The sequence below is a fragment of the Pandoraea commovens genome (assembly GCF_902459615.1).
GTDB classification, from domain to species: Bacteria; Pseudomonadota; Gammaproteobacteria; order Burkholderiales; family Burkholderiaceae; genus Pandoraea; species Pandoraea commovens.
Map to the genome: position 1 here is coordinate 344,536 of NZ_CABPSA010000007.1, position 26,154 is coordinate 370,689.

A 26,154-nucleotide genomic window follows, 5' to 3' on the forward strand; every position below is an offset into this window, starting at 1 on the left:
TGACGCACAAAACAAAAAAGCCCGCTAGTTAGCGGGCTGATTCGTTCAAAGCAAGATGCTTGGCGGAGAGGGTGTCTTTCTAACCGTATTCCTAAAAATTCCAACAAGATCCGCACCCCCCATTATTTCAAAGGGATTCGCGGGGTTTTTCGCCCCCTGTCGTCCGACATGTTCCAGATGAATCCAGCGACAATTTGATAGTCATTTTGATAGTCGGCGAGGTAAACTGGCAACATGGCGAACGCAATCAACAAACTTAGCGCGCTTCAGGTCAATCGACTGTCGAAGCCTGGACTGTACAGCGACGGAGCCGGCCTTTACTTGCAGATCACTAAGGGCGGAGTGAAATCTTGGCTGTTCCGATATATGAGGAGCGGCCGAGCGCGCGGCATGGGTCTTGGCTCGGTCCACACAGTCAGTCTGTCGGATGCCCGCGTCAAGGCCCTCGAAGTCCGCAAGCAGCTTCTCGAGGGAATCGATCCGCTCGACGCGAAGCAACAAAAGCAGGCGCTGGTCAAAGCCAGCGCCGTCAAAGCGACCACGTTTGACGAATGCTCTGCGGCCTACATTGACGCTCACTCGAGTGGCTGGAAGAACGCGAAGCACGCTGATCAGTGGCGCAATACGCTCGCGACCTACGCTTCCCCGCATTTCGGGACCCTGCCGATCACTGAACTCGACACCGATCTGGTCATGAAGGCACTCGAGCCGATCTGGACCTCAAAGACTGAGACGGCCTCGCGTGTGCGTGGTCGGATCGAATCTGTACTCGACTGGGCTACCGCACGTGGCCATCGCACCGGTGAGAATCCTGCAAGATGGAAAGGCCACTTGGACCATCTGCTTCCAAAGCGCTCCAAAGTTCAAGCGGTGGTTCACCATGCAGCTCTACCTTATGCGGACGCCCCCAAATTCATGACCCAGCTTCGGACCATCGACACGATGGCCGCGAAGGCGTTGGAGCTACTGATCTTGACGGCCACGCGGACCAGCGAAGTCATCGAGGCGCGTTGGAACGAGTTCGATCTCGCAACCGCAATTTGGCGAATCCCTGCGGAACGGATGAAAGTCGGAAAGGAGCACCGCATCCCGCTGTCACCATCCGCAGTGACGTTGTTGAAACATATGCAGGGCATTAAGCAAAACGAGTTCATTTTTGCGGGTCAGCGCAAAAATAGGCCGCTGTCCAATATGGCTCTCCTCCAGTTGCTGAAGCGTATGGACCGGTCAGGTCTCACTGCGCACGGGTTCCGGTCCACGTTTCGCGATTGGGTCGGAGAAACCACGCAATACCCGCGCGAGGTGGCGGAGGCCGCACTTGCACACCTATTGAAGGACAAGGCAGAAGCAGCCTACGCCCGCGGTGACTTGTTTGAGAAACGGGCATCCATGATGTCCGACTGGGCCACTTATCTGGCCCAGTAGGCTCGAAACGTTCTGCATTCTCGGCTCGATCGAGTTCGGGCCGTCGGCTAGATGACTGACTTCGACGCATTGCAGCCGGTCGACTCGATATTTCTCCATAGCAAATTCTACCGGGCAACTGCCGCTCACGGGGCACTATCCGATTGCCCAGAGGCCTGATCGGCAAAGCGTGAGTACAAGCGATCTGAGCGTCAACTGTTACGGCCCCAGCCCCGGACGTCTAGTTTGCTGGTCGCCGTGTTCGAATCACCCATAGCAAATTAGATGCAGATGGGCTTCTAGTTCGCTCAAAACCCTTCTTCTCTGCAAAGAGCCCCGTGACAACTCTCTCACGCGGATCGCCCGTGTTAAGCCGTCTGCGGCCGGTTCAATGCACTAAGCCCAGACGCAGCACGAGCATACTCAAACACCTCCGAGGTCACCGCCGCCACGTGGTGACTCGTGTCGAACGAGATCCAGTTGGTCGAATTCCCCTTGATTTTGTGCTCGCTACAGGCCTTAGTCATGGCATCGCCCCCACTGAAATCCTCGTTCGCGTAGTGCGGCGACATCACGACCTGATCAGCCAAACCCCACAGCCTCCCCTTTCGGTGGCACCGACATCGGTTGCCACGCACAATCAAAAACTCGTTGGCGATCGCATAACAGATTTTCCTGTTTGCGTCCGGCACACTGTTGTCGTTCGAGCGCGGACTGCGAACACTGTAATCGCAAAAAGTTATGCGAATCCCGGGCGATGACGGCAACAAGGCTTTCCAGAGGATCATTTCAAGCCGCGACAAGAAAACTGTGGAATTCTGTTTCTTTACCGCCTCGTTAATGCTGATTGGCGCGGAGGTGTCCGTAATGAACACCTGCATGAAACTACGGAGACGCAAAAACTCCGGCGCCATGCTGGCGTTCGGCAACAAATCTACGAGTGCCCCCCCTGATATCCCTAAGGTCAATCAGGACGGGCAGATACGTCGGCTACAGAGTGGCCTCGCTCGACGTCCTGACTGATCGATGAGGCCATCACAGCATCGATGCCGCAGATCAGTATCTTGGGCTTCGCTCTGTCGTACGCGGTGGGCATCCGATCGATGCTGAGGCCGTCAAGGGACTGCCACCGCGCTGGGATGAGCACATTAAACGTTTCGGCGACTATTTTCTAGCTCTCTTGCGCCCCGCCCCGCCACCTGGAACCATCATATATTTTTATTTAAAATCATAAACTTAAGCCGAAATCTGGCGAAAACTTTACCAATCCCAGTCAGGCCTCAAGGATGGTCGCTAAATCGCACTCGACCGCGATGCTCTGTGCCAGAATAATCGAACTCGCACATAAGCATCCGTGCGTGGACAGACGCGTGACTGAACAAGGGTTTGGAGGTGGTCATGATCCCGAAGCGCGATATTCCTCACATCTTTGAAAGTAGAGACTCTGACGAAATATCGTCCTATATCCGGAGCATCTATTCTGACAACCGATTCTCGCTGACCAGCAGAATCGACAACTCTGTGTCGATCGTTGGCCAACAATGGCCTGGCTTCGGAATCTACAGCTTTCATAGTGAGTCACCGTTCTCTTTCGCCATTAACCAAAGCAGGGAAAATTACTTGTTCTCGTCTTGCTTTCATGGAGAGGCATACCGCCGCGTAGGCAACGAGGAAGCCCTCTGCAAGAGGGGTGACATCATCCCTACGCCCCCTCTCGGCGAAGCATTCTGCGAATCCGGGACGTCCGGATTTGGACATCAATCAATAGTCATAGACGCCAAGTCCCTGCATGAATTCACGTCGATATGGCTCGGCCTTGAGCCGGAGGAATGTCTCAATCTGGATCTAATCGTCTTCCATGAGCGGCTAAGTGGAGAATGGAAGAAAGCCTCGGCTTGTCTTCAGCAGATGACAACGATCACCCCTTCTCCGGATTTCGCCATACACTCGCTGATTGAGCATATGTTCAAGATTTTGCTCAGCAATCACCCAAATAATTTCAGCAAGATCATCGGTTCAGATAGGTACGCGAACGAAAAATATGCTCGTATCGCCATACAAATCATCAAGGAAAACCCGCTGAAATTCTCCACCCTAACGTCGATTTCCCGAGAAATAGGCTGCCCATCTTATGATTTGGAGAGCGGGATTAGGCGAGTAACGGGAAAGAGTTTCCTGGAACTTCACTACCTTTCCAGACTTGACGGCGTTCGATACGAACTAAGAATGTCAAGAAACAAAGCCTTTGTTTCGATATTGCGGAAGTTCGGCTTTTCGCTTTCTCTGAAATTTATCTCAGAATATTTAGCTCACCATGGGGAGCTGCCTAGCGACACCTTCAGGAAAAATAGGAATCACCCAGCCCCCATCGAAGAGACGCGCCGCCCCCCTTCGAGCTGGAGGTTCGTCATCATGGAGTACATCGACACATCTCTCAGTGGCGCGATAACCTTGCAGCAGATAGCAGATCAAACTGGGCTAACTCCGCACAGAACCATTGATTTGTTCAAAGAATTGTTCTCCCAAACACCAATGCAGTTCGTCATGCAAAGGCGCTTGGAGAGAGCCACGGCGCTGCTGCGAGAAACGACCGAGAGCGTACTCGCAATAGCACATCAGTGTGGGTTCGGAAGTCAAAGCTACCTAACCTCCTCCATGAAGAAACACTATGGGACGACACCAGGCCAGCTCAGAAAATCCTTGACCAAAGGAAGGGACTAGGTTGTTGATGTGCGCCAAGAATTGCTCCTTTGAGCGTTGCAGTTTGTGGTCGCTAACAACCGTCGCTCAAACCACATGACTCCATCAGTACCCCCAATTCGGATCGCTGGTCCCTGCAAATAATGCCAAAAGAAACCAAACAGAAATAGGCGATGGCCGATTCCAAGTTCAGGAGCAAGACGACAAAATGTGAACATGATGGCCTGTGAGCATCATCGGTCGGAACGATTTGAATTTTTGTGTTCGACGTAGCAAACAATGGGGCGACTTAGTTTCGACAAGGGGGAGGCAGTCCAGCGCATACCGAGTACCCGTTACTTCGTAAGCCAAGGGGCAACCTAAATGCAAACCTTGATAAGTGCTTCGGCGCGGCGCCTACCGAAGCTCTCCAGGCAACAGTCGCGGAGCAATCCGACTTTCCTCACACTGGCCCGCTGACAGGCTAGCGTCGCAGGACAGGCAGCAATGCCCCGTGAGGCGCCTACGTCAGCCATGCCCTTTCGATATCACCGCGACGGGGAAGAACACATGGTGGCTCTCCGTACGTCGAAACGCGTTCGCCTACGTCGATACGGTCAAAATAGTCGGCGTAACTAAGTATGTAGAACTGGCTGTGGAATATTTCTGGACGCGGGTTCGATTCCCGCCACACCACCATCATCTATTTTCTGACCCCACCACATTCGGGCAGTCGGACAATCACGAACTCGTTACAGTGAAACCGGACGTCTTAAATGGCGGCATCGCCGGACGAGATGCGAAGCCCCTCGCCGCGCGCAATCTTTCTCAGCGAGCGCGCTACACATTCGCGTCCCCGGCGGCTACTCAAGCAATACGACATCCATGTGTGCACGGATATGAACATGAGCGGTTACAGTTTTCTCGTCAGTATTCTTCTGCTGATTCTCGTGAGCGCCTTCTTTTCCGCCGCCGAAATCTCGCTGACGGCGGCCAAGCGAACAAAACTACAAGCGTTGGGGGAAAAAGGTAACTCGCAAGCCCTCAAAGTCCTTGTGCTCAAGGACCAGCCGGGAAGCTTCTTCACCGTCGTACAGATCGGGGTGAACATGGTCGCGGTGCTCGGGGGGGTGCTTGGCGAGGGATTTCTCGCCCCCTTCCTCCTCGCCAAGCTCGAACCTATTGTCGATTCGGCGACTGCGCTGCGACTCTCCGGAATCGGTGCGTTCCTGTTCGTCACTGTCGCATTCATCCAGTTCGCCGATCTGATTCCGAAGCGTCTGGCAATGATCAGCCCGGAAAAAGTCGCCATGGCAACCATCGATCCGATGCTGGTCTGTCTGAAGACTCTCCGTCCTCTCGTCTACTTCTTCAACGGAGTAGCCAACGCTGTCTTGCGTATTCTCAAGTTACCGACTCACTCGATCGACAACATCACCTCCGAAGACATCACCGCGATGGTCGATGCAGGAGCACAAGCAGGCGTACTACGAAAACAGGAACTGCATCTAATCGAGAACGTATTCGAATTGGAGTCGCGTACGATCGGCTCAGTGATGACCCATCGCGACGACGTCGTATACTTCACCATCGCAGAAGACGAACGCAGCATTCGTAGGAAGATCACCGAAAGCCCTCATTCGAAGTATCCAGTATGCCGCGACGAAATCGACAATGTTCTCGGATATATCGACTCTAAGGATTTGCTCCAGCGCATCGCTAGCGAAGAACTAACCAGCGTTATTCGTAATTTGGATCGCCTCTACGCGAAGAATGTCCTGGTAATTCCCGACACCCTCAACCTGTCCGAATCCCTTGCTCGCTTCAAAGAAGCCCGCGAGGGATTCGCTGTCGTCATCAATGAATACGGACTCGTCGTTGGCGTGGTCACGATCAACGATATCGTGGGTGCCCTAATGGGCGACATGATGCATTCCGCGGACGAGGACCAGATCGTGCAGCGCGACGGAAACTCATGGCTGGTCGATGGCGCAACCTCTGTGGAAGACATGAAGAAGGTACTTCACATCGAAGAACTTCCGGGTGAAGGAGAGTTTGAGACGGTCGCCGGCTTCATGATTTATCAGCTCAAACACATCCCGAAAAAGTCGGAGGCAACCGAAGTTTCAGGCTATAAATTTGAAGTGGTTGACATCGACAATTACAAGATTGATCAGTTGCTCGTGACGAAGTTGGAGCCGGACGCAAAAACTGCAATTACGGTCGCGACTCCGTTGGATATGCAAGCGTAGGCTAAGTCGAGATCCGGGAGATCCCGCTCACGTCAGAGGTGCTTATGGCTGGGAATCGGGAATTGAACCAGCGGCACGCGTAAGGTACGTGGGCTATCCAAAACTTGTTAATTGGATCGATTCTCTGGATTATCCATCCAGACGCAGGTAATTTATCTGCCGACCTGGGTACCCTACTCTCGAGATTCCAACGAATCCTGAAGGAGATATCCATGGCAGACCATTCCATCCGAGGCAAGGTTGTCCTCATTGCTGGTGGCGCCAAGAACCTTGGCGGCCTCGACGTCCCCCCGTCTTCAGTAGCACTGGGCTTTAGAGTCCGCGGGTTAATGTAACTGCGTTTCCGCCAGTTTCCGTGCGTAGGTCGCCGGCGTTAGTCCGCCCAGTGATTTCTTCGGCCGCTCCTCGTTGTACTCCCGCCGCCAGGCCTCGATCACTACCTTGGCATGAGTCAGACTGGTGAACCAGTGCTCGTTCAGGCACTCATCCCGAAATCGTCCGTTAAACGATTCAATATAAGCATTCTGGTTTGGCTTGCCTGGCTCGATCAGGAATAGCTTCACGCCTCGCCCATGCGCCCAGCTCAGCATGGCACGACCACAGAATTCCTTGCCGTTATCTGTACGAATGGCCCGCGGCAAACCGCGATGCAACGCCACGCGATCCAGAATGCGCGTCAGCGCTAGTCCGCTAATCGCCCGCTCCGGCACGATGGCCAGGGCCTCATGCGTGGCATCGTCGACCACCGTCAGACTCTTGATTACACGACCTTCCGCTGTTCGGTCAAACACGAAATCCATCGACCAAACCTGATTAGCCGCCGACGGTCGCACCAGCGGTTGAAGATCCGAGACCGGCACCTTCTTGCGCTTGCGGCGGCGTACCTGCAGTTTCTCTTCGGCATACAACCGTTCGACTCGCTTGTGATTCATCCTCTGGCCTGACTGCCGCAGCTTCAGATAGATCATTGCCGAACCGTAGCGGAGATGCCGCTGAGCCAGCGCCACAATCTCTGCTCGCAGCGCAGCATTGCGATCTGGCGCTGGCTGATAGCGATAGGCACTCGCGCTCATGCCGATTACCCGCAAAGCCCGGCGCTCGCTCAGGCCTTGTTGCGTCATATGGCGCACCACCTCCCGGCGTGACGGTGCGCTCACCACTTTTTTCGCAATGCCTCGCGGGTAACCTCGTTTTCCAGCAGCGATTCAGCCAGCAGCTTTTTTAATCTGGCGTTCTCCGCCTCCAACTCCTTCAGGCGCTTTGCATCAGGCACGCTCATGCCGCCAAACTTGCTTCGCCACAGGTAGTAGCTCGCCTCGGAAAAGCCATGCTGACGGCACAGCTCCTTGATCGCTATCCCGGCATCGGCTTCCCGCAGGAAGCCAATAATCTGCTCTTCGGTGAATCGCTTCTTCATGTCCAATCTCCTGACTACGTGATTGGACTCTAAATCGCCGCGCTACTCAAATTGGGGGGAGACGTCGGCGTCGGTTTCGACTGAATTTTCTGCCGGCCTTCGCCGAAATGTATAACGCCCTGCCGGAAACGCAGAACTCGGCGGGAGACAGCGGGTCGGACCGCCATTCTGGCGTTGGCAAGTCAGTCCGAGGTCCGGTGCGCGTCGTCCACCGGAGCGCAGTCACTGTCACTTCACCGCTCCCGTCACAGCATCCTCACCGAGTAGTCATCGTGCCCGTAATACAGCCATCCACTCCGTACGCCCCTGCCAGCCCCCCCCTTTCGGGGAGCGCACCGGCGAACGAACGCAATCAGCAGAGCAAAACCGCTTACCGAGTTCGGGCAGGTTGCCCGCCCGCGTCCTCCAAGTCCTGGCCAGACTCGCTGCTTGCCGAATTTGGGGCGCAGATAATGCGAGTGACCAACGCCCCTACCCCTGACGAAAGTACCCTCCAGCGGCTCCGTTCACTGGGGCCTGTGGTTTTGAAAAAACATAACCGTACTTTGCCTCCCGTCTTGACGGAAGTGGGTAGAAAGGCATTTGCGCAACTGGACGAATTAGCCGCCAACGGCCAGCCTACTACGGCACGCTCTTCTCAGGCGTCCTTTAAAGGGGCGCTGGAGGACGTTGCCGCACTCAATGCAACCATGTTGGCCACCGAGACATTTCATGCGCCACCAGCGCAGCCAGCGCCCCATATCTCAAAGCCCAAGGCCGCCATATTAACCGCATGGTCGCAGGCTTCGAGCGCCTTTGAGGATGGTGGCATCTCCTCGCTTGCCAGGCACCAGCGGGTTGTGAGCCGGAACAGCGGCGCTGTCATTCGCAAGCAACGTGAGGTCCTCCATCGCGGTCTCACGCGTGACCAGCCAAGTGGCGCCGCAAAAAACGTTTCGCATCAACCGAAGAGTGCAATGCTCACAGAAAGCAGAAGCACCAGTATTGCGGAACGCATAGAAGGTTCGAACACGGTCGGCGGGACAGTTTCGTGGACAGTCAATTTCTTTTCGCATTTTTGGACCGTTAAACACGACACCGACCTGATCACTAAATTTCGGAAAGAACACGGGCGCCCCCCCACAGACTCGGAGATCAAGAAAAAAAGTTCCAAGTTTGTGAACATCATCAGAAAAGCCGAAGATGTTTGGGGAAACGTCGTTCGACTCGTGAATCCAGTACCTGCCGCAGTGAAGGCGATGGACGATATGGGAACGGTGCTCGACAAACACGAGAAGGGGCAAACGGTAAGCCCACAGGACGCGGAAGCACTAAACAACCTGGTGATCTACATGAGATTACCCAACGAAAATGCTGTAGTACCAAGTGGGAAACACAGTGACAAGATGGTTCCTGAGCCTGGAGAAGAAAAAAATCAAATTGGGAAAAGCGTTGCCCGTAGCGGCGGCCGTGAGCACGACGAGCCGCCCGACATATCGGGGGATGCCAATGAGGGTGGTAATGCCCCAATCTCCAATGAAAGTGAAAGTGCGGTGCTCTCCCGCCGATGTCGCGCTCCTGCATGCGCGCTTACCCCAATCTCGGTAGAGGTAAGCAGAGGCATTACGCCCGAAATGCTTATCAACGATATTGACGTCGGTCAACTGACGCGCCAAGGCAAAGGTTACTACCAAGATGCTCAGGGCAGCATGTATCTACATGTTGGCGATTTAAAATTTGTCCGCCTGAAAAGTCTTGGGGATCCCGAACACAACCGGTTTCATATCGTGGGGACGGATGGCGAAACCAAGACTCTTCTCAAATACGATGACAATGCATTTCGCGAGGAAAGCGCCGAAGAAAGGTTGCACTATATTAGGCAAGCGCTAGACAGCGAGGAGCGCAGCCACGCGCTCAGCGCTGAGGACATCATCGCGGGAACTCCGGGACAAAGTGACGGAAGTGCAAAAAATCTTTTATCTCACTATGAATTCCCCAAAGGCGGGGTATTTAGCGATATCGTTTTTGCAGAGCATTTTGCAAAAAACAATGAGGTGCCTAGCTGGGCCACGGACTACCATATAAGGGCCCCGAGAGAAAGCACGGCACCTATCCGGATTATTGAGGATGTTAAACGCATCCCCTTCGCAGAGGGTGATATTTCTCCTACACCAGCAGGTGAACTAAAGCTAGGGAAAGTGGTTGATGCAGGACAATCGGGCACAGTATTTTTGGATGCATCGGATAGCCGATTTGTCTTCAAGGAAATTTCCTCAGAGAATTTCTCCTTGGACAATCTTGATGACAGGTCAACTTATAAAGAAATCGCCAAAAATGAAGCAAAATCATTTGAAAAATATTATGGCACAGGTTCAGCCGTACTACTCCAAGGTAAAGATGGTAGATTATATATCCGTCAACGCCGCATCCCCGGAACTTCACTCAGCGAGGTTCCCAAGGGAACATTGCCGGGCGACGCAAATGAGCGATTCATCGCAATGGTAAGCGTGCTCCATGATCGTGGAATTGAAAATACGAATCTTAAGGCTGGGGATGTGTACTGGGATGACGCCAGTGGAAAATTCTACCCTGTCCATATCAACGACATCTCCGCTAAATATGCGGAATGGTCAAGTCAATGGGAAGAGCGGGGGGATTTAGACGCAAAGCGGCGCATGGATGAGCATGATATGCTTTACCAGCGCAACATCGAAGATATGTACGCCGCAATTCAAGAAAAAAATACCTCTCATGAAGATCTTTCCGGAATACCAAAAAGAGGGGATTTTGTCGATGAAAATGGCGAATTTAATAAACGCGGCTACATAAGCCGAATGAAAGAATTTTACAAGGACGATACAAACCATATCGGCACAGACCGCGCCGTAAGAAATGGTGATCTTTGGGAAAGGCTTCAAGAAAAATATCCGGAAATTACCGGAAACATTGACTTTGACTCAAATATTCAGGATCTCCCTGGATTTACTCTCACGACTATAGATGGCGATCGCGGAGACACTTTAGTACTGAGTGCGCACGGTTGGTTTACAGAAGAATCCACTGACATCCAGATTCCAAAAGATAAGGAGATAGCTTTCTTGGCGCCACACGGGAGGGCGCTGGTTGATCCAGTCGCAATATCACGAGGTTTAATACCTGGACAAATATCTCAAGGCTCCAAAGAAATACCTTATATGTATGCGAAGTTGCCAGGAGGTGATCGTATTGATGCGGCTGGCAATGGGCACTCCATCCTAGACCAGGCAGGATCGGAAACGGAAGGGATCGTTAAGAATTATTATCTAAAAAATTACGAAAAAGAATCTGCCGCGGAAAAGGCATATGGAGTGGCGCAAAACAGAATTCTAAGAAATCCTCACAAAATGGATGTGCTAACCCCTAATTTGGGAGAGAAAAAAACACTGTGGCATGTATTCGAAGCAATAAAAAACGATAAAAAACTTCAAGGATACAGGGTGTTGGTTTTTCAGGCGTGCCGTGAAGAAATTATATCGGAGGAACCAGGGAGGTTCTCCAGAATTAGGCCTGTCAATGACGGTTATTACATCGGCCAAAATAAGAACTTTCCCAGAAAATTTGACAAAGACAAGCGCAGCGCGCCTTGGGGGCAGAATTTTGATGGCTATATTGTGCGTGAAGAAGTGACAGTTTACCTAAACGAAAAGAAAGAAGTCGGGAGTGTAACGTGCGAAATAAAAGGGGTAATTCCTTTTGTACTGGTGGAGGCTGGGGCCGTTGTTGCATAAATCGGTAGACTAGTGCCCCAGGCTGTTTACAGCGGGAGGATTCCTGCGGGGGTTCCCGGTTTTTGATTATCGAGAAGGAGGCAAGCCAGAACCCCAGAAATTTCCGTCGGCTGTATCAGCCTGCACTTGACCTAACGGACAATGTGCGAAGTGCTGCCGTCAGCTCTGGTGTGCGAATTTTCCTTTTCTGGTGTTCCCGGGTCGGTTTGAGAGGCAAGAAACAGCCTGAAAGGAAAAGTGGTTATCGAACCTGAGAGGAGAATTATCGGACGCTGTCTGTCCAGTCAAATCCTGGCGACTACACGTCAGCCGACGCGTCCTATCCGGCTCGGCGATTACTTGTTGGACCTGATACGTCCGGTCTTGTCGCTGGATTCATCCATATATTTCGGCTTAAAGTCAGCAGCTTAGATCGAGATGTGGCAGATTTTTTGCGAATCCCGGCCACACCTCGAGCGGGCTTTCCGGGATCAAGGCGGCTTTGCAGGTTGAACCGGGGAACCCGGAGGTATGCTCAGCGTTGTCCAGACGGACAAAGAGAGAAGGATGGACAGACTCGACCAATACCGCATCTTCGCCCAGGTCGCGGAGATGGGCAGTTTCATCAAGGCAGCGCATGCGCTGGAGGTCCCCCGCGCGTCAGTCTCGGCCTCCATCCAGCAACTGGAGACCCAGATGGGCGTTCGGTTGCTGAACCGAACCACGCGGCAGGTCCACTGACCTCTGAAGGTTCGCAATTGCTTGAGCGCGTTCGCCCTCTGCTCACCGCTCTGGAGGACATCGACCTGATGTTCCAGGTCAGCCCGCATCAGGTCTCGGGGCAACTCCGGATCGATGTGCCCAGCCGCATCGCCCGGCGGGTGATTGCCCCCGCGTTGCCCACGCTCCTGCGACAACATCCGCGATTGCGTCTTGTGCTGGGTTCCAGCGACCGCGTCGTCGATCTCGTTCAGCAGGGCGTTGACTGTGCCGTGTGCGTTGGCTTTCTGCACGAGAGCAGCCTGGTGGTGCGGCCTCTGGGAACAATTGCCCTGATCAATTGCGCCAGTTCCGCCTACCTGAGGGAACATACCGCGCCTGAGCGCCCCGATGATCTGACTTCACGACATTGGATGGTGGGCTATGCATCGCCCACGACCGGGCGTGAGCAGCCTTGGGAGTACGTATCGGAAAACGGTGTAGCGCGCGTGGTGGACGTACCAAGCCAAGTGTTGGTAAACAATGCGGAAAGCTATATCGCGTGCTGCCGCGCGGGGTTGGGATTGATTCAGATCCCTCGCTTCGATGTCCAGCATCTGCTGGATGCAGCGGAATTGATCGAAGTCATGCCCGCCTATCGCGCGGCGCCCCTGCCAGTCTCATTAGTCTATCCGCGTCGCCGTCAGCGCTCGCGACGACTTGCAGTCTTCCTGGACTGGTTCGAGGAACTGGTGCGCAGCCATATGCAATCATGACCACTTCTTAATTAATGGCGGGAGCGAGAAAAATACGCCAGGGCGCTCCTCATCGCCCGCCTAGTGGCAACTCGGCGCTCCATTGCTACCCGCGTTTTACGGATGTGCGCAACCGGCGCGGTGTGACGCCATAGTGACGTTTGACCCGTGTCGTCAGATAGCTTTGGCTACCAAATCCGCACTCGATCGCAATCGAAAGAATGCTGTTCCCCGTGTGGCAGAGTCGGTGCCTTGCGTGCTCCAACCGACGCTCAATGACGTACTGCATAGGTGTCTTTGAGAAGCGGGCTTTGAACACACCAATGGTTGCCTGCTCACTCAACCCAAAATGCTCGGCCAAGTCCTTGAGCTTAATAGGGTCACCAAGACGTTGATCGATGAAGTGATCCAGGGTCACTTGCGCAATCAGCTCAACCTCAGAATCGGGCAAAAAAGCGCCCGGATTAGGCGCACCAGGATTCTTGCGATAAGTGGCACTCGGCGGCTCCCCAAATCTGCGCCGATACGCCACCACAAATTTGCTCGACGCATCGAAGCCATATGCGCGCAATATGGCGACAAAAGTGAGATTGGCTTCATGGAGAAGTGCGCGGTGAACACCTCGCATCCGCGCATCGAGAAATAGCTGCTTTGACGCGCTTCCGGTGAGTCGGCCAATTGCTCTCTCGAGGCCGCCAATAGAACAACCAAGTGCGTGTGCAACCGTGCCCAGCGTTTTCCATCGTGTCGGATCGGATTCGATCATGAACACCGCCGAGCGAGCGTGCTCCTCCGAGACTACCAAATCGTCTGCATGGATCAAATCACTGAAGTTATGACGATGTCCGCAAACGATCAGTCTTAACATGTGCTCGTACAGCATTCGCACTGCGATATCCGGCATTGGGGAGAGCGCCATCGCACGACGCAGACAATCTGCCGCACAGTTCCATTGTGCCGCCACGGCCGGCGATACCGGCTGCAACTCGAATTGGATAGGCCCGGGCAGCGGTCGCCCGACCCAGCGAGAAACAAAATCATTCAGGTCGTGGGCGTCCAGAATCACCGAAAGATGACCAAATCCTTCGGGAGCGGTAATACACGTCGAATCACCAAGCGACGAAATCGGTATCAAGTCGCCAACTTGGCAAGTCAGGCTCGCCCCCGATGACAGATACCTTGCCCCACCTCGCTCACATGAGAGAAACAGATAGTTTGGACGACCGTCTTCCGAATGAAAGTGGAACGGCATTTCGTAGTCGACATCGTAAATACCAATGCCTCGCCACTCCACTCCCACCATGTTGACGTCCCTACGCACTGCGTGCTGGGCGCGAAAGGCGTTCCCCGCATAGATCTTCTCTATGAATTCCGAAACTTGCTCCGGCTCGTCGCTGTGGAGGCCATATGTTTTGAGTTGCTGGACATGCATGGCGCTTTGGCACGAAATACCGACCTCTATAGTGAAGCTTGCAGAAGGATATTCGATGTGAGCGCACACACCATCAAGATTTTCGAATACCCAGTATTTCAAATTTGATTGACCGGCATAGCATCAGACAGGCAACTGCAAAAAATGGTTCGCTGCCCGCAGAGCAGACTGCGGCGTTCATAGCGCCCCACCCCACATACCGCTAGCGGGTCGCCTTCACAGCCCCCATTTATCAGCCAACACCGACTACGCAATCAGCCCCCCCCCTCCCCAAGCCATTCGGTGACGGCCTATTCGTTAAATTTACCTCTGTAAGTCTACGAGGGCGATTGGCACGATGAGGTGCGCTTACCGCGCTTATTTTGATACAACGCCCCCGGCCTTTGTTGAATACATAGAGGCGCGCAACCGTCTGGCGCAGGCCAATTACCGAGCAGAAATATTGTACTTTTCCGCAATAAACAATGGAGACTTCCACGCAAAACAGAACGCCAATATTTTTTTTCAAAATCTTACGCCAATCGATTAAATTTAAAATCCCCCACTTTAATTTCCACCACACACCAGAAACGACAAAATTTAATCCACCTCATGTGCCCAACATTATATTACCAATCATTTTTTAGCACTCCGCCACACTTAAGCAAAGAGGAAAGAATTTTATACAATCACCGCAACTGGCGAAGCAGAATTTTTGATGCAGCGAAAATCTTACAACAGAATTTCAAAAGAGCAAAAAATCCCCCGCAACAATCCTTACCGGCATCGGGAAATTCGCAAATATGAATTTACAAAATTTCACGACAACTTTTTAAAGCCCTCATCAAGTCACAAAAAAAACGATCGCAACTCATCAATCACACTCCATACTTTAAAAAACGACAACCCACTAATAAATACCGCGACAAGTTAATAAGCAACCACAAAAAAAACTCACAGAAGGCCACATTCTTTTCAGCAACAATTTTTTATGGAATATAAAATCAAATAAGGAAATTTCCCCGCAAAAAAATTTACCATACTGCCGAAGAAATTAAGTTTTTCTGGAAAAAATTTGTCAGAGAATATTGGTTTTAAATGGGAGCTTCCGGAAACGACCTTTCCTGACGCTTTACGGGACTGCGATATCTCGGCATCACCCGATGCGCCCCCCCCAGTCATTCCGAAGTCAAAGACGATGCGATGCAAAACAGCAGGACCTCGGAAGCAACGCCATCTACGGGGCTATCGGACTCAAGACCAAGTTGATCTGCTCGGGAAACGTAAGTGCTCGCCGCCACACACTATGCAAACAGGGGCGTATGGCGGCCCGACCGAGTAACGAAGACCTCGATCGAAAACTAAAACATATTTCGAGTTGCTACCAATATCAGCCGGAGCCTATCGCCAAATCGGTTTATGAAAAGTATCCAGCGACAAGCACTTGATCGATACTTCCACCACAGACTCGACAAATCCAGTTGGCACAGTGGTGCTCTAGCACCATGCCATACGGTGGCGCGGCTGCGTCCGTCAGGTTGCACGAATCGGGAGCATGGCAGCCAGCAGACACAGCATTCGAGTCGCACGCCTTGCTTTGTAAGACGCGCAGTCTCTAACAGATGCTGCGTTCAAGTGCGAGCGACCCGCCACTTCATCGCATTCGCTACGCAAAACTATGCCAACGGACTAGTACGAGCACACCCGACGACGCAGTTGGTCAAGTCGGCCCGACAAATTTCGTTGCCCAGGATGTGAAATGAATTACGACGTCGCAACCCTTGTCAGAAACACGCTATCCATGCTCGGTTGCGACCAGCAACGAGTATCTGATTTTGACAATCATTCGACCATTACTCTGTCTTTTTTCCGCACGCCCGACATCAATATTTTGGAAATTGACGGAAATATCTGGTTTCACTCGATATTTGATTTTCGAGACTTTGACGAAATCAAATCAAGAAGCAACGAAATCATAAAAATAATGATGACGCCGTACGAATGGAGCCTGTCGCGCAGCATAGGTTTAACCGCCGGGAATGAACAGATCGAACAGCTCGCAGTGATAAATCCGGAATATCTTAATGGACGAACCAACCTCTGCGAAGCACTACAAGATTTTTACCAACACCTCAAAGAAATTATCCAACCATCCTAAAGGCAACATCACCGAAAGACAATTATTTTTTCGGACTAAGTTTACCAAAGCACGTTAGATCACGCGCCCGAAGCACCCCCAGAAACACATGGAACGTTATGATTACACGAGAAATAGCACTATTTCCCCCACCAGATTATTCACCCAAAAAGAGCATTAATCTTTCCAATCTTTCTTACTCCGCAAAATTACTGCACGAAGACTTCAAGGCGGCAAAAAGAAGTAGCGTGCAACCAATCAAATCCGTTGATCACGGGAGAAATGAATTATCAAAAATAACAGAACTTAAAACCAGCTTCATTAAATTCACAAACGCATTAGCAGCAATAAGTTACGTTGATTACTCAAGCACAAGCAACGTAACCCATTACCTCGAAAAAACAATACAATACCTGCATGCCGTCCACAGAGAAGAACTCAATTTTCAAAAGCCCTCAAAAACCACTCGAACAGAAACATCATACCAAAAAACACGCCATCACAAAATCAGCAAGAAATTATTAAGAAACTATGAAAAGCTAATAAATAATTACATTGAATTTGACAGAAAATCACAAAGACAAAATCTGAGAACAGTTTTTAAAGAAAAAATCAACTCACACAACGAAGGACTTTACGCCCTCGGTGAACTGATGGCGAATAGATTCGGGTTAACCATAAAAACAAGACTACCGACCTACGAGGAGTCAAGCGAGCACTCGTGCGTCGCTAACGGGATGCCCCCCCCCATCTATACGGATATCGTTCGGCACTTCGAGCCCCTCCATGCGACGACATCGGACAATTTGATTCACGGATGTGCTAACGCATTACCCTCTGGCAATCAGAATCACAGCACTTCGGAACCACCTCCCCCATATAGTCCATAAGATTAAAAATTAGGTTGACTCTGCTGCTCTCGCCCGTCGCACTTCACCTGATGGGCGACGGCACGGTCAACCAGCAAACTCAGAGAGATGCTGGCCGCCGGCACGCGGGAGAATGTTGGCCATATTCAAGCAGCGAAAACGACTCCGCCAGTCGCGCATCCACATCACGATGATCCTATCCGCAGGAATGACTCGCAATTCGCAATAACTCACCATAACGCAATGGGCTTCACGCCTACGACACAACGCCCCTGCGATTTCGGCGGCGGCCGATAGCATCCCTCGAGATCGCTTGCGATCATATTGATCGATATGAGCGCTCCTGCGTGAACGCTCAGAATACCGAGCTCTGTCAGCCACGGGTTCAATTGCCGCTGCGTTGCGTGCGTCCCGCGATTCGATCACATCACAACCAATCGCAAATCACCTGAGCGGGCACAACCCGTGCCGCTCAGCCGCGGGTATCGCAGGTACGTTGACCATTGCCAGCGAATAAGCCGATCCAACGCTCAAGCGCAAAGGTCGCGGCAAATCACTTCGACTCGTCAATTGATGCGGAACTTTGGTCCGCACGTCAGTTTTTCTGACGACTGGGTGCCGTAACGCACCAGCATCGCCCGACAAGGACCGCGAGTTGGCGAGCGCCCTTAACTTTGCTTTATCGAAAACTCATGACGTTGAAAGCTAATAATCTAGCCTCCACGATAAGTGGAATTATTCTCGCGTGTGGCATCCCAAACGCGTTCGCGGAGACCGATGTGCAGACTATAGATTCGGAAATCGCAGTTGGCGGCGATGAGAAGCGCGCAGAAGACACTCGGCGGCCGCTCACTTTGGATGAACCACCGAAAACGGAATCCGAATTTGCAGTGCAGCGTGGCGCCCCCGCCTCGTCGACGCCGCAACTGCAGGCACGAGCGGACGGCGACTTGGTAGTCGGAGATAGTATTAGCAAGTTCCCCACGGCCTCGGGCGTCGGAGCCCTTGCCGGCGGTGACGAGGCCATTGCTAATGGCGCCTATAACACCGCGTTTGGAAAAAAAAGCGAAGCGGTCGGCGACGGCAACACCGCGATCGGCTATGACAGCAAAGCGTCAGCCGGTCGTGACTCAGCGGGATCGTTCGCAACCGCGATCGGTGCGCGTGCGGAAGCGATGTCCGACGTCGCCACCGCCGTCGGCGCATCGGCCTCCGCTATAGGCGACCGAAGCATCGCGGTCGGGGCGTCCGCTAGCGCGCACGGTGACAACGCGGTAGCTATCGGCGCAAAGTCATCCGTTAACGTCGATGATGGTGTCGCGCTGGGATCTAACGCGAGGACCAACGTCAAGGGCAGTGTCGCACTGGGATCTGGCTCCATTGCGTCTACGGCGAACACTGTGTCGGTGGGTAACCAGTCACTTAAGCGAAAAATCGTCAACGTGGCCGACGGCGATTTGAGTGACAGTAGTACCGAAGTCGTCACAGGAAAACAACTGTATGCCACCAACACAACCCTGTCGAACCTGAACGCTGTTGCTGTCACATATGACAACACGGACAAGAGCGCGCTCACTCTCGGCGGCACCAGTGCCCAATCGCCGGTTCGCCTTCAGAATGTTGCTGACGGTATCAAGGACAACGATGCCGTTAATTTGAAGCAGCTTAAGTCCGCCGGCATCATCGATGCCGACGACACCGGCCAGCTAACGTCGCTCGCCGTAAGCTATGACAATGTCCAGAAAAACACCGTCACACTCGGTGGCGTGCTTCGAGCAGGCGGCCCCGTCACTCTCACCAACGTCGCTGACGGCAAGAACCCATCCGACGCGGTGAACTACGGCCAGTTGAACGCCCTGAAAGGCAAGGTCACAACCCTCGAGGGACGGGTCAACACCATCGAAGGCAATGGACATGGCAACGCCGGAGGGACGGACAACGGTGGACAAGGAAACAATGGGACAGGCGGAACCGGTGAATCCAGCGGCAGTTGGAGCAAGAGCGGGCAAAGCGTCGCTGATGCACTGGGTGGAGGGGCAAAGCTCGACGCAAACAACCAGATGACCATGCCGAGTTACACCGTGGGAGGAGAACGCGTTCAAGGCGTGGAACAAGCCGTGTCCCACCTTGACCGCCGGATCGATAACGTTCAGGCCCAAGTCGGAAGCGTTGCGCGGCAGGCCTACGCTGGCATTGCGGCCGCCACAGCATTAACTATGGTCCCCGGGGTAGATCCTGGCAAAAGAGTGTCGTTCGGTATCGGCATGGGGGCCTTCAAAGGCCACGGTGCCATCGCCGTGGGGGGCGAAGCACGTATCTCCGAGAACCTGAAGGTAAGGGTGGGCATGGGCTTTGCCAGCGGCAACAATACCGCCGGCGCAGGTGCAGCGTATCAATGGTGAGACATGGGAGCGCCGGCCCATCAACTTGATGGTCCGGCGCCTCCCCGAGTTCAAACGAATTGCTTATGCGTACGCCCCCGCAGCCACGGAAACTGCAGTGGAAAAATTAACGTCCTGCTCGATGGCATCGGCTGCATTTTCTCCCGCTCGAACTGCTCCGTCGAAGTATCCGGGCCATCGATCCGATGTCTCGGTGCCGGCCCAGAATATGTTGTCAACCGGCTCACGCCACCCCTTGCCATAAATTGTCCATCCATCGGGCGGGAGATAAGCAGTGAACGCTCCGCCCGTCAAACCCTCTCTCTCCCAATTGCAGTACACAAATTCTGCAGGGTTTGCCGCTTCCCGGCCAAAGAAATACTGGAAGTCGGCAAGCACTTCGCTACGAATGACCTCAGGCGGGGCGCCACTCAGTTCGACGTTGCGCTGTCCGGCGATGAAGGACGTCAAGATTCCAGGACGTCCAGATGGCGGGGAACTATCGGCAATAAATTCGCATGTTTTCAAATTTCCCAGCGCCGTGCCGCTTATTTTCCGGTCTCGCCAGAAGGCCGTGGGATATACAGCATGCACTTTGGAAATCGCTCCCATAGGAGAACGCTGCATGAAACCGTAGTACACCGCCGGCAACTCGGGAGTGAACCGAATTCCCGCGCGCAGCGACGGAGGAATCGCCACGATGACTGCTTTAGCATGCACGCGCATTCCCTGGGTTGCGACGGTCACACCATTTGGTGTGCGCATGATTTCTGTCACTCGAGCATCTAGCACGATTCGATTCTGCAACGCCCGGGCCAGCATGCCGGGAACCTGCCCCGCGCCACCGTGCAATAGCCACGTCTCTGGATGCTCCGACTGCGGCCCCACGCGCTGTGTCCAAGCCATGTGCAGAAGTGATGCCTCACCCGGCTCAAAGCCTCCCGACCCGCCGATTCTCGCCTGCACGCTGGGAACCCACCTTGCAAAAGCGTTGCCAGTGATCTTCTCCATCCAGGAGGCAAACGTCTGCGAATCAAGCTGAGCCGCATTAGGGGTGGTCCAAGGCGTTGACGCAGAAACGGTACGTGCAATGTCCATGAATTTCTGCCACGCGTAGCTCATGGCAATTCGATCGGCTTCGGAAGCCCCGAAGTGACCTTCGAGCACCTTAGACACATCGCCATTAAATTCGGACAGCGCACCGTTCCAGGACAACATGCTCTTGCCGTCTATATAGCTGTCGAATTTCTTTATCGACAGCTCGTCGAGCAACGAAAGTACTGCGCTCTGGGTCTCTCCAACCCATTGGCCGCCGATATCAAGAACGCCCTCAGCTATCGTCGGCTCCAAATGCATGCGCCCCCCGATTCGTCTACGAGCATCGAGAACGAGCACAGAACGGCCCTTCTCGGAGAGCTTCTTCGCGGCGATCAATCCTGAAAGTCCGGCTCCCACAACGACTACATCCACCGTTTGCACGCCGGCGGCGGTTTTCCCGGACGGATGGAGGAATTCGCTCGCACCGCGCGCGCCCTCACTCTCTTGCCCCCCACTCAACCACCTACCGCCCGTGGCGCACCCTGCCAGTCCACCTACGCCGGCAACAAGAATCTTGCCAAAGCCCCTGCGATTCAGCCTCTTGAAATCAAATTCTGAGCCCATGTCTATATCCTCGCCGTAAAAATCCAAGCCTCAACTTTCCTGCACCATCGAGCGAAGACTTTCATGTCTTCCGGAAAGACAAAAGAAATCCAAAAGAAATCTCAGGGATCGATCGAGGATTGGCCTTGGCGTATAAAAGCAAGCCGCATGAACTCGCAAATGGCTGAAATGAATCTAGCACCACGGCCGGAAAGACATTCTCTGGAGAGAAGCAGATATTCGGACATCGAACGGCTCGAGGCAGATCTGTGACTATGTGGGACGATGTTGGGAAACATGCCGCCAACGGCCGGCCCCCGGCACGAATACACGAAGTTCTGTGCCCTCTTAAACCGTTGCTTTACTGGCGGGGCTTATGCCTGCATGTGAGCAGGTATACAGCCGGTCCAATTAATTGGAGAAATGAGAAGGAGCGATGGTTGCGCGCGCTAATGCACACCGCCGCTGCCGGCGCTAGTCATGGGAGAAGCTTTCAGTGAGACGCAGTCTGGGAGGGGAGGGGCGGGCAAGATCAAGAGGAGACCTTGAAAAAAACCAACTTTGCTGCTATCCATGCTTCGCTAACCGGCGTTAATGAAGACGTCGTGATACGACAGTCCTAGCCGATCAAGAATCTCGCCGGACAGAGCTCTGACCTACGTCCCGTCCGTCTTCGCGACTTGTGGGCCCGGACAACTCCATCGGCGTGCCAGGCCCACTTGAATTACAACGATATGCGCAAAAAGAAGTTATGCTGGAACAGCAACTTCGGAAGGCATAGTGGCCGACCGATTTCGCAGCGATTGCTCCCCGCCGATACGGGCCGAGCAACGTTCGGCTTTTTTCAGCATCTCATTGGTCTTTGTCGCCCCGGCATCGCCAAGCCCCTCATAGGCAATCGCGCTGAGCTGGAAGGCACCATGTGCGTCCCTATATTTACCAGCCTTTACATAAATTTCTCCCGCTAGCGCACTAGCCGTTGCCGCGTCCCTATATTTGCCACTCGTTTCATTGACGTTTCCTGCCGCCCCATTGGGACTCTCAGCACACTGCAAATACTGATCGGCCGCAAACATATATGCACGGGCCGTGTCGAGCTCCTTGCCCCTCGCGTCACGAAACTCTCGAGCGGCCATCGTGCTCGCCCCGCCTGCAAAGCCATGCAGCTTCGCTCTGAAAAAAGCGCCTGCAGCAAGCTGGTACTCGTAACCTGCATCAGCAGAGCGTTTTGCCCCCTTATAAGCAAGAGCAGTCATCAGGAACGCCTGCCCCGCGTTTTCATGTTCGCCTCTGTTCTCGTAATCGTTTGCCACTTTCCTGAATTCAACCACGGCAGTCTCGTAGTCGCTCTTGGCCATAGCGTTCCAAGCCGCTTCGCAGGCATGGCAATTTTCTAACAGTGACAGATTCGCTTGGCGCTCGTCTTCATTCCCAAACGCTAGGGCTTGAGAATATGCCAAAGATGCTTGATTTGTTTGCTTGGCGAAACGCTCACAGTCAGCTCGCGACGGAACGTCTGATCGAAGTTTTCCAAGCGTATCGCTGATGTCCTTCATAATATTTTCGGCATGCTCCTTCCAGACGATTTTGCATTTTCCGTTCAATTCGTCTGCCTTGGTTTCCATATCGATTAAGCGGTATTGATCCGCGGCCTGACGCAAATTATCAGTCATGGCGAAAAGGTCGGTGTCGTACGTGGACGCGAGCTCGAAATATTTCGCAGCCGACTCGTGATCACGGTTAGAAACGCACCGTTGGGCCGCTTTTGTGCACATTTGCGATGCGCCGCGGCAGAGCTGCGCCTTCACCAGTGCATTTCCAGCCGCTCCCCATGCGCCGGCTGCACGCGCCAATTCGTTGCCGCACTCGTCAAATTTTTTGGCCGCCATTATGTGGTGGTTGGCCGCATCGAGCTCCTGCCCCAGCTCTTGATAAAGCTGAGCTGCGCTCGTAAACCACTCCCCCGAAAGTAGACGTGCGCCCATTTTTTCATGCGCGCTTGCGGCATTTTTTGCAAATTTAAGGGCAATCTCCTTGGAACCCATGGCGAGCGCGTCACCATGAGCCTGCTTACACAAATCCGCAGCCTTTTCGTATGCCCCAGCGTCGCAGTGCAGCCGGACCGCTTTTCCCACCATGTCGAAGTATCGGTCCCGGTCGATCGGCTTCCTTTCTCGCTCTGCGGAAGCCAGGATTTCGTATAGGTTGGCTGCTTGCGAAAATTCGCCACTAGCTTGACGCGAGCATGCGGAGGACAAACGTCCCAGCCGCCAGGCCTGCTCAGAGTGCCACTCGGCCTTGTCCCCTCCCATTTTCGCGAGGGCTTGATGATCTACTGATGCCGCCCGATAGGCATCTGCCGCACGTTTCAGCTCTTCGGAATCGGGTTGCGGAGTCTGGGGAGACACATCATCGTGCTTCGCTTCGCAACCTTCGTCCTTCAAATCGTCGTAGTGACGATCAGAAACCTCGTTATCTTCCTCACACCGTTGATCCACCTTGTGCGAGTTTGCTGGCTCGACGGATACCGACTCTTCAAAGGTATCACTGGGCCAACGTGCCGCCGCTTTAGCCAGATAATAATCACCTGCCTTCTCGGAGTAACGTGCAGCCGCGTCCAAGTTGCCGGAATGTCGAAAAAGGTTTGCCAACTTCCCATAGGTCGCAACGCTACGCTCCGACGGCTCCCCTGCGTGCTCGGTACTGATCTCGTTGAGGAGAGTCAAACCTCCGTTGCTCTGGGTCGTCATGACGCTTAAGCAGATCTCAGAAGGCTGGGTGTTTGGCGTGAGCAATAGGATGCGCAGATCAGTGTCGGCCAGCTTGCAGAAGACCACGCCATCCTCCCCGACTGCGGCGCTGTTCAGACTCTTGTGTGCTTCCGGGGTCATCTTTTCAAGCAGGTACTGACTACTGGCAAGAATTTTTCCCTCGTCTTCGCCGCGCTGTTTCAGATATTCACTGCCGCCGTCCAGGGACGCAACGTGACTGCGCGCAAGGGCCTTTAGCGTCTGTCTTTTCTCGCCCGAATCGATGTGAAAGAACCGCTTGATGCTGCTCCAAGCAGTTTCCCGCGTGGCTTGCTGCCAGAACTTATCGAAAGCAAGCGTCGAATCCGTCTTCGCATCTCCCAGGCTCGTTTGGAGGTTTTTGGCATGGGCTTGGAGCGTGTCGGCGCGGCTTTCGCCAAGATGCAAACTGTTGAAGAGCATGCTGGGCGGAGCCCAAGAGGGAATGTTTGGAGGTGTCATCGTAAAAATCTTGTGGATAAAGGAGAAAAAATTGGCGAGAGAGGTCGGTCTGCTGGCATGCTCCATATGCCCACCGGGTGGATTGCGAGTGACAGAGCCTTGATGCTCGCACGATCCGCAGGACAAGCAGAGAGGGCGTCAGCTGATAAGATCGATCAGCACTCGCTGATTTCTTGCCCGACCTAACCATTGGCCTGTTCGATGAGTTTCGTACCCGTTCAACTTTGGCTGGAGATGAAGGTTCCTGAACTCCACCCAAGAAACGGTATGAAAACAGTTGCTCGTCGACGATCAGATTGCGCAGACACTGAATGGACCAGATTGGGACACGAGGCCTGAATGCGAAACACCGCAGCGTGATCAAAGTCTCACTCTTCACTCAACTCACACGCGTCGGCGAAATAGTCTGCCACGATACCGCGTGCATCCCTGCGGTGACTTTTATTCCGAAGCGGATGGTCTCCAAAGAGGAACTCATCGAAGAAAGAGATGGAAGCGATGCAAACGTTTATAGCGCGCCACATGCTTTGGTTCACACCACATCCGAGCGCAGCCAGGGCGCGAAGGCACCGCCCACGATCGTGACTGAAGGAATTGGCCCGCTCATTAAATTGTCGTGATTCGCCGTTCGACCGCACTGTTTTCCCACAATCAGCAGGATTGCGGCGGTCCTGCGAAGGTAACTCAACCGCCGAACCCGTGCCCCTCAGACGCCGGAGGCGTGGATTCAATACTGACCCGGGGGGCTCCGGGTCACACCACTATTAATTAAGTATTTCTACGAACATTATCCTCCTTCAATACCAATCCGCCTTGCGATTTATTTTCAAAAAAATGTTTTAGACTAGATACACGATGTTTACCAGAAACATCCACTGTAATTGTCCTTTGTCGATCACTCACATCATGAACATGAATACTTTCACCACCCTTCAAAGGAATAACATTTATTGCATTCCGATCTCTACCAGTTTCCCAAACCTTTTCCCCACCTCTGCTCACAAAACCCGCAAAATTCTTATCACCTCTTCCGGCATACACACGAATCACCTTAATTTCCCGACCGCTCTCGCCACTTGGATTCTTTGAGAAAGTCAAATATTCATCCAAGGGAAGTGGCACCCCCCAACTAATTGAATTAAGCCGATCCTCGGAAACATATCTTGACTTTAAAGTCGCCTTAGCAATCCAGTCGCCACTCCGCTCAACTCGAGCAAGATACGTTTTGGCGGAGCAAGTTTGAATTGGTCCAGGTTCAGCCTCGCTTTCAAAATTAACGCGTTGAGGCTTAAGCAGGTGGACGTTCGTAATCTCCGGATAGCAAACTACGGCCGACAAGACACCATTGTCTTCGTCCGTTTGTGCCTCCCCAGTTCGAGGTGAAATGGATGGGTCGTCCTGCTGCATCCCCTTCGGCCTCTTATTTCCCGCGGCGCCCCCCCCGCGCAAATCCGCAGCAGGTGCCTTCTGCTCACCAGGAACATCAGTAGACGAAGCCGTGTTGATCTCCGGCTGATCCACAACTTTGCTTCC

At 53.3% G+C, this 26,154-nt stretch carries 13 protein-coding genes, 1 other RNA gene and 1 pseudogene; 9 read left to right on the forward strand and 6 right to left on the reverse strand.

From position 1 onward, the window contains the following. Positions 1-234 precede the first annotated feature (234 nt). Complete coding sequence (locus tag PCO31010_RS20275; protein WP_150665855.1) at positions 235-1,425, forward strand: tyrosine-type recombinase/integrase; 1,191 nt, start codon at positions 235-237, stop codon at positions 1,423-1,425. A 347-nt stretch (positions 1,426-1,772) separates the two neighbouring features. Here PCO31010_RS20275 and PCO31010_RS20280 read toward each other — a convergent pair whose 3' ends face one another. Beyond that, a complete protein-coding gene (locus PCO31010_RS20280) occupies positions 1,773-2,318 on the reverse strand; it encodes a beta family protein (RefSeq protein ID WP_150665856.1) in 546 nt (181 codons plus the stop codon). Between the two features lie 484 nt (positions 2,319-2,802). Between PCO31010_RS20280 and PCO31010_RS20285 the strand changes: the two genes are divergently transcribed. The 3 genes from PCO31010_RS20285 (at position 2,803) to paeA (ending at position 6,335) form a co-directional block, all read left to right on the forward strand. Continuing rightward, positions 2,803-4,125: a helix-turn-helix domain-containing protein gene (locus tag PCO31010_RS20285; RefSeq protein ID WP_150665857.1), complete on the forward strand. Its 1,323-nt coding sequence runs from the start codon at positions 2,803-2,805 to the stop codon at positions 4,123-4,125. Positions 4,126-4,387: 262 nt separating this feature from the next. Continuing rightward, positions 4,388-4,782, forward strand: a transfer-messenger RNA (tmRNA) gene (ssrA, locus tag PCO31010_RS20290). Positions 4,783-4,988: 206 nt separating this feature from the next. After that, positions 4,989-6,335 (forward strand): polyamine export protein PaeA, encoded by a 1,347-nt coding sequence (gene paeA / locus PCO31010_RS20295; protein WP_150665886.1) that lies wholly within the window; start codon positions 4,989-4,991, stop codon positions 6,333-6,335. 326 nt (positions 6,336-6,661) lie between these two features. On the opposite strand, the gene PCO31010_RS20300 is transcribed toward paeA, so the two are convergent. Then, positions 6,662-7,752 (reverse strand): IS3 family transposase gene (locus PCO31010_RS20300; RefSeq protein WP_150665858.1). Its coding sequence is split into 2 segments (ribosomal slippage): positions 6,662-7,494 and positions 7,494-7,752, totalling 1,092 coding nucleotides; the frame shifts between segments, so codons are not numbered across the junction. A gap of 524 nt (positions 7,753-8,276) precedes the next feature. On the opposite strand from PCO31010_RS20300, the gene PCO31010_RS20305 reads away from it, so the two are divergent. Further along, positions 8,277-11,498 carry a putative adhesin gene (locus PCO31010_RS20305; protein WP_150665859.1) on the forward strand — a complete coding sequence of 1,074 codons (3,222 nt, stop codon included), beginning with the start codon at positions 8,277-8,279 and terminating at the stop codon, positions 11,496-11,498. Positions 11,499-12,044: 546 nt separating this feature from the next. After that, positions 12,045-12,952: pseudogene (locus PCO31010_RS20310) on the forward strand (LysR family transcriptional regulator). A gap of 85 nt (positions 12,953-13,037) precedes the next feature. Here PCO31010_RS20310 and PCO31010_RS20315 read toward each other — a convergent pair. Continuing rightward, the gene (locus PCO31010_RS20315; protein ID WP_246184697.1) at positions 13,038-14,465 is read right to left on the reverse strand and encodes an AraC family transcriptional regulator; all 1,428 of its coding nucleotides are present in this window, start codon (positions 14,463-14,465) and stop codon (positions 13,038-13,040) included. Positions 14,466-16,101: 1,636 nt separating this feature from the next. On the opposite strand from PCO31010_RS20315, the gene PCO31010_RS20320 reads away from it, so the two are divergent. Beyond that, a complete protein-coding gene (locus PCO31010_RS20320; protein WP_150665860.1) occupies positions 16,102-16,500 on the forward strand; it encodes an InvB/SpaK family type III secretion system chaperone in 399 nt (132 codons plus the stop codon). Between the two features lie 1,540 nt (positions 16,501-18,040). Then, positions 18,041-19,750, forward strand: a complete 1,710-nt coding sequence (locus tag PCO31010_RS20325; RefSeq protein WP_150665861.1) for a YadA-like family protein — start codon at positions 18,041-18,043, stop codon at positions 19,748-19,750. Positions 19,751-19,813: 63 nt separating this feature from the next. Here PCO31010_RS20325 and PCO31010_RS20330 read toward each other — a convergent pair whose 3' ends face one another. Further along, positions 19,814-21,418 carry a flavin monoamine oxidase family protein gene (locus PCO31010_RS20330; protein ID WP_150665862.1) on the reverse strand — a complete coding sequence of 535 codons (1,605 nt, stop codon included), beginning with the start codon at positions 21,416-21,418 and terminating at the stop codon, positions 19,814-19,816. Positions 21,419-22,119: 701 nt separating this feature from the next. Further along, positions 22,120-24,687, reverse strand: a complete 2,568-nt coding sequence (locus PCO31010_RS20335) for a soluble NSF attachment family protein (protein ID WP_150665863.1) — start codon at positions 24,685-24,687, stop codon at positions 22,120-22,122. Between the two features lie 245 nt (positions 24,688-24,932). Between PCO31010_RS20335 and PCO31010_RS20340 the strand changes: the two genes are divergently transcribed. After that, positions 24,933-25,241: a hypothetical protein gene (locus tag PCO31010_RS20340; protein WP_150665864.1), complete on the forward strand. Its 309-nt coding sequence runs from the start codon at positions 24,933-24,935 to the stop codon at positions 25,239-25,241. Between the two features lie 148 nt (positions 25,242-25,389). Here the strand turns inward: PCO31010_RS20340 and PCO31010_RS26690 are convergent. After that, the coding region (locus PCO31010_RS26690) for a hypothetical protein (RefSeq protein ID WP_174984979.1) at positions 25,390-26,154 on the reverse strand (765 nt) is incomplete at its 5' end.

Bases quoted from the DNA above. Each gene is read 5' to 3' on its own strand.
- PCO31010_RS20275 (WP_150665855.1), top strand. From the start codon at position 235: ATGGCGAACGCAATCAACAAACTTAGCGCGCTTCAGGTCAATCGACTG.
- PCO31010_RS20280 (WP_150665856.1), bottom strand. From the start codon at position 2,318: ATGGCGCCGGAGTTTTTGCGTCTCCGTAGTTTCATGCAGGTGTTCATT.
- PCO31010_RS20285 (WP_150665857.1), top strand. From the start codon at position 2,803: ATGATCCCGAAGCGCGATATTCCTCACATCTTTGAAAGTAGAGACTCT.
- paeA (WP_150665886.1), top strand. From the start codon at position 4,989: ATGAGCGGTTACAGTTTTCTCGTCAGTATTCTTCTGCTGATTCTCGTG.
- PCO31010_RS20320 (WP_150665860.1), top strand. From the start codon at position 16,102: ATGAATTACGACGTCGCAACCCTTGTCAGAAACACGCTATCCATGCTC.
- PCO31010_RS20325 (WP_150665861.1), top strand. From the start codon at position 18,041: ATGACGTTGAAAGCTAATAATCTAGCCTCCACGATAAGTGGAATTATT.
- PCO31010_RS20335 (WP_150665863.1), bottom strand. From the start codon at position 24,687: ATGGAGCATGCCAGCAGACCGACCTCTCTCGCCAATTTTTTCTCCTTT.
- PCO31010_RS20340 (WP_150665864.1), top strand. From the start codon at position 24,933: ATGGACCAGATTGGGACACGAGGCCTGAATGCGAAACACCGCAGCGTG.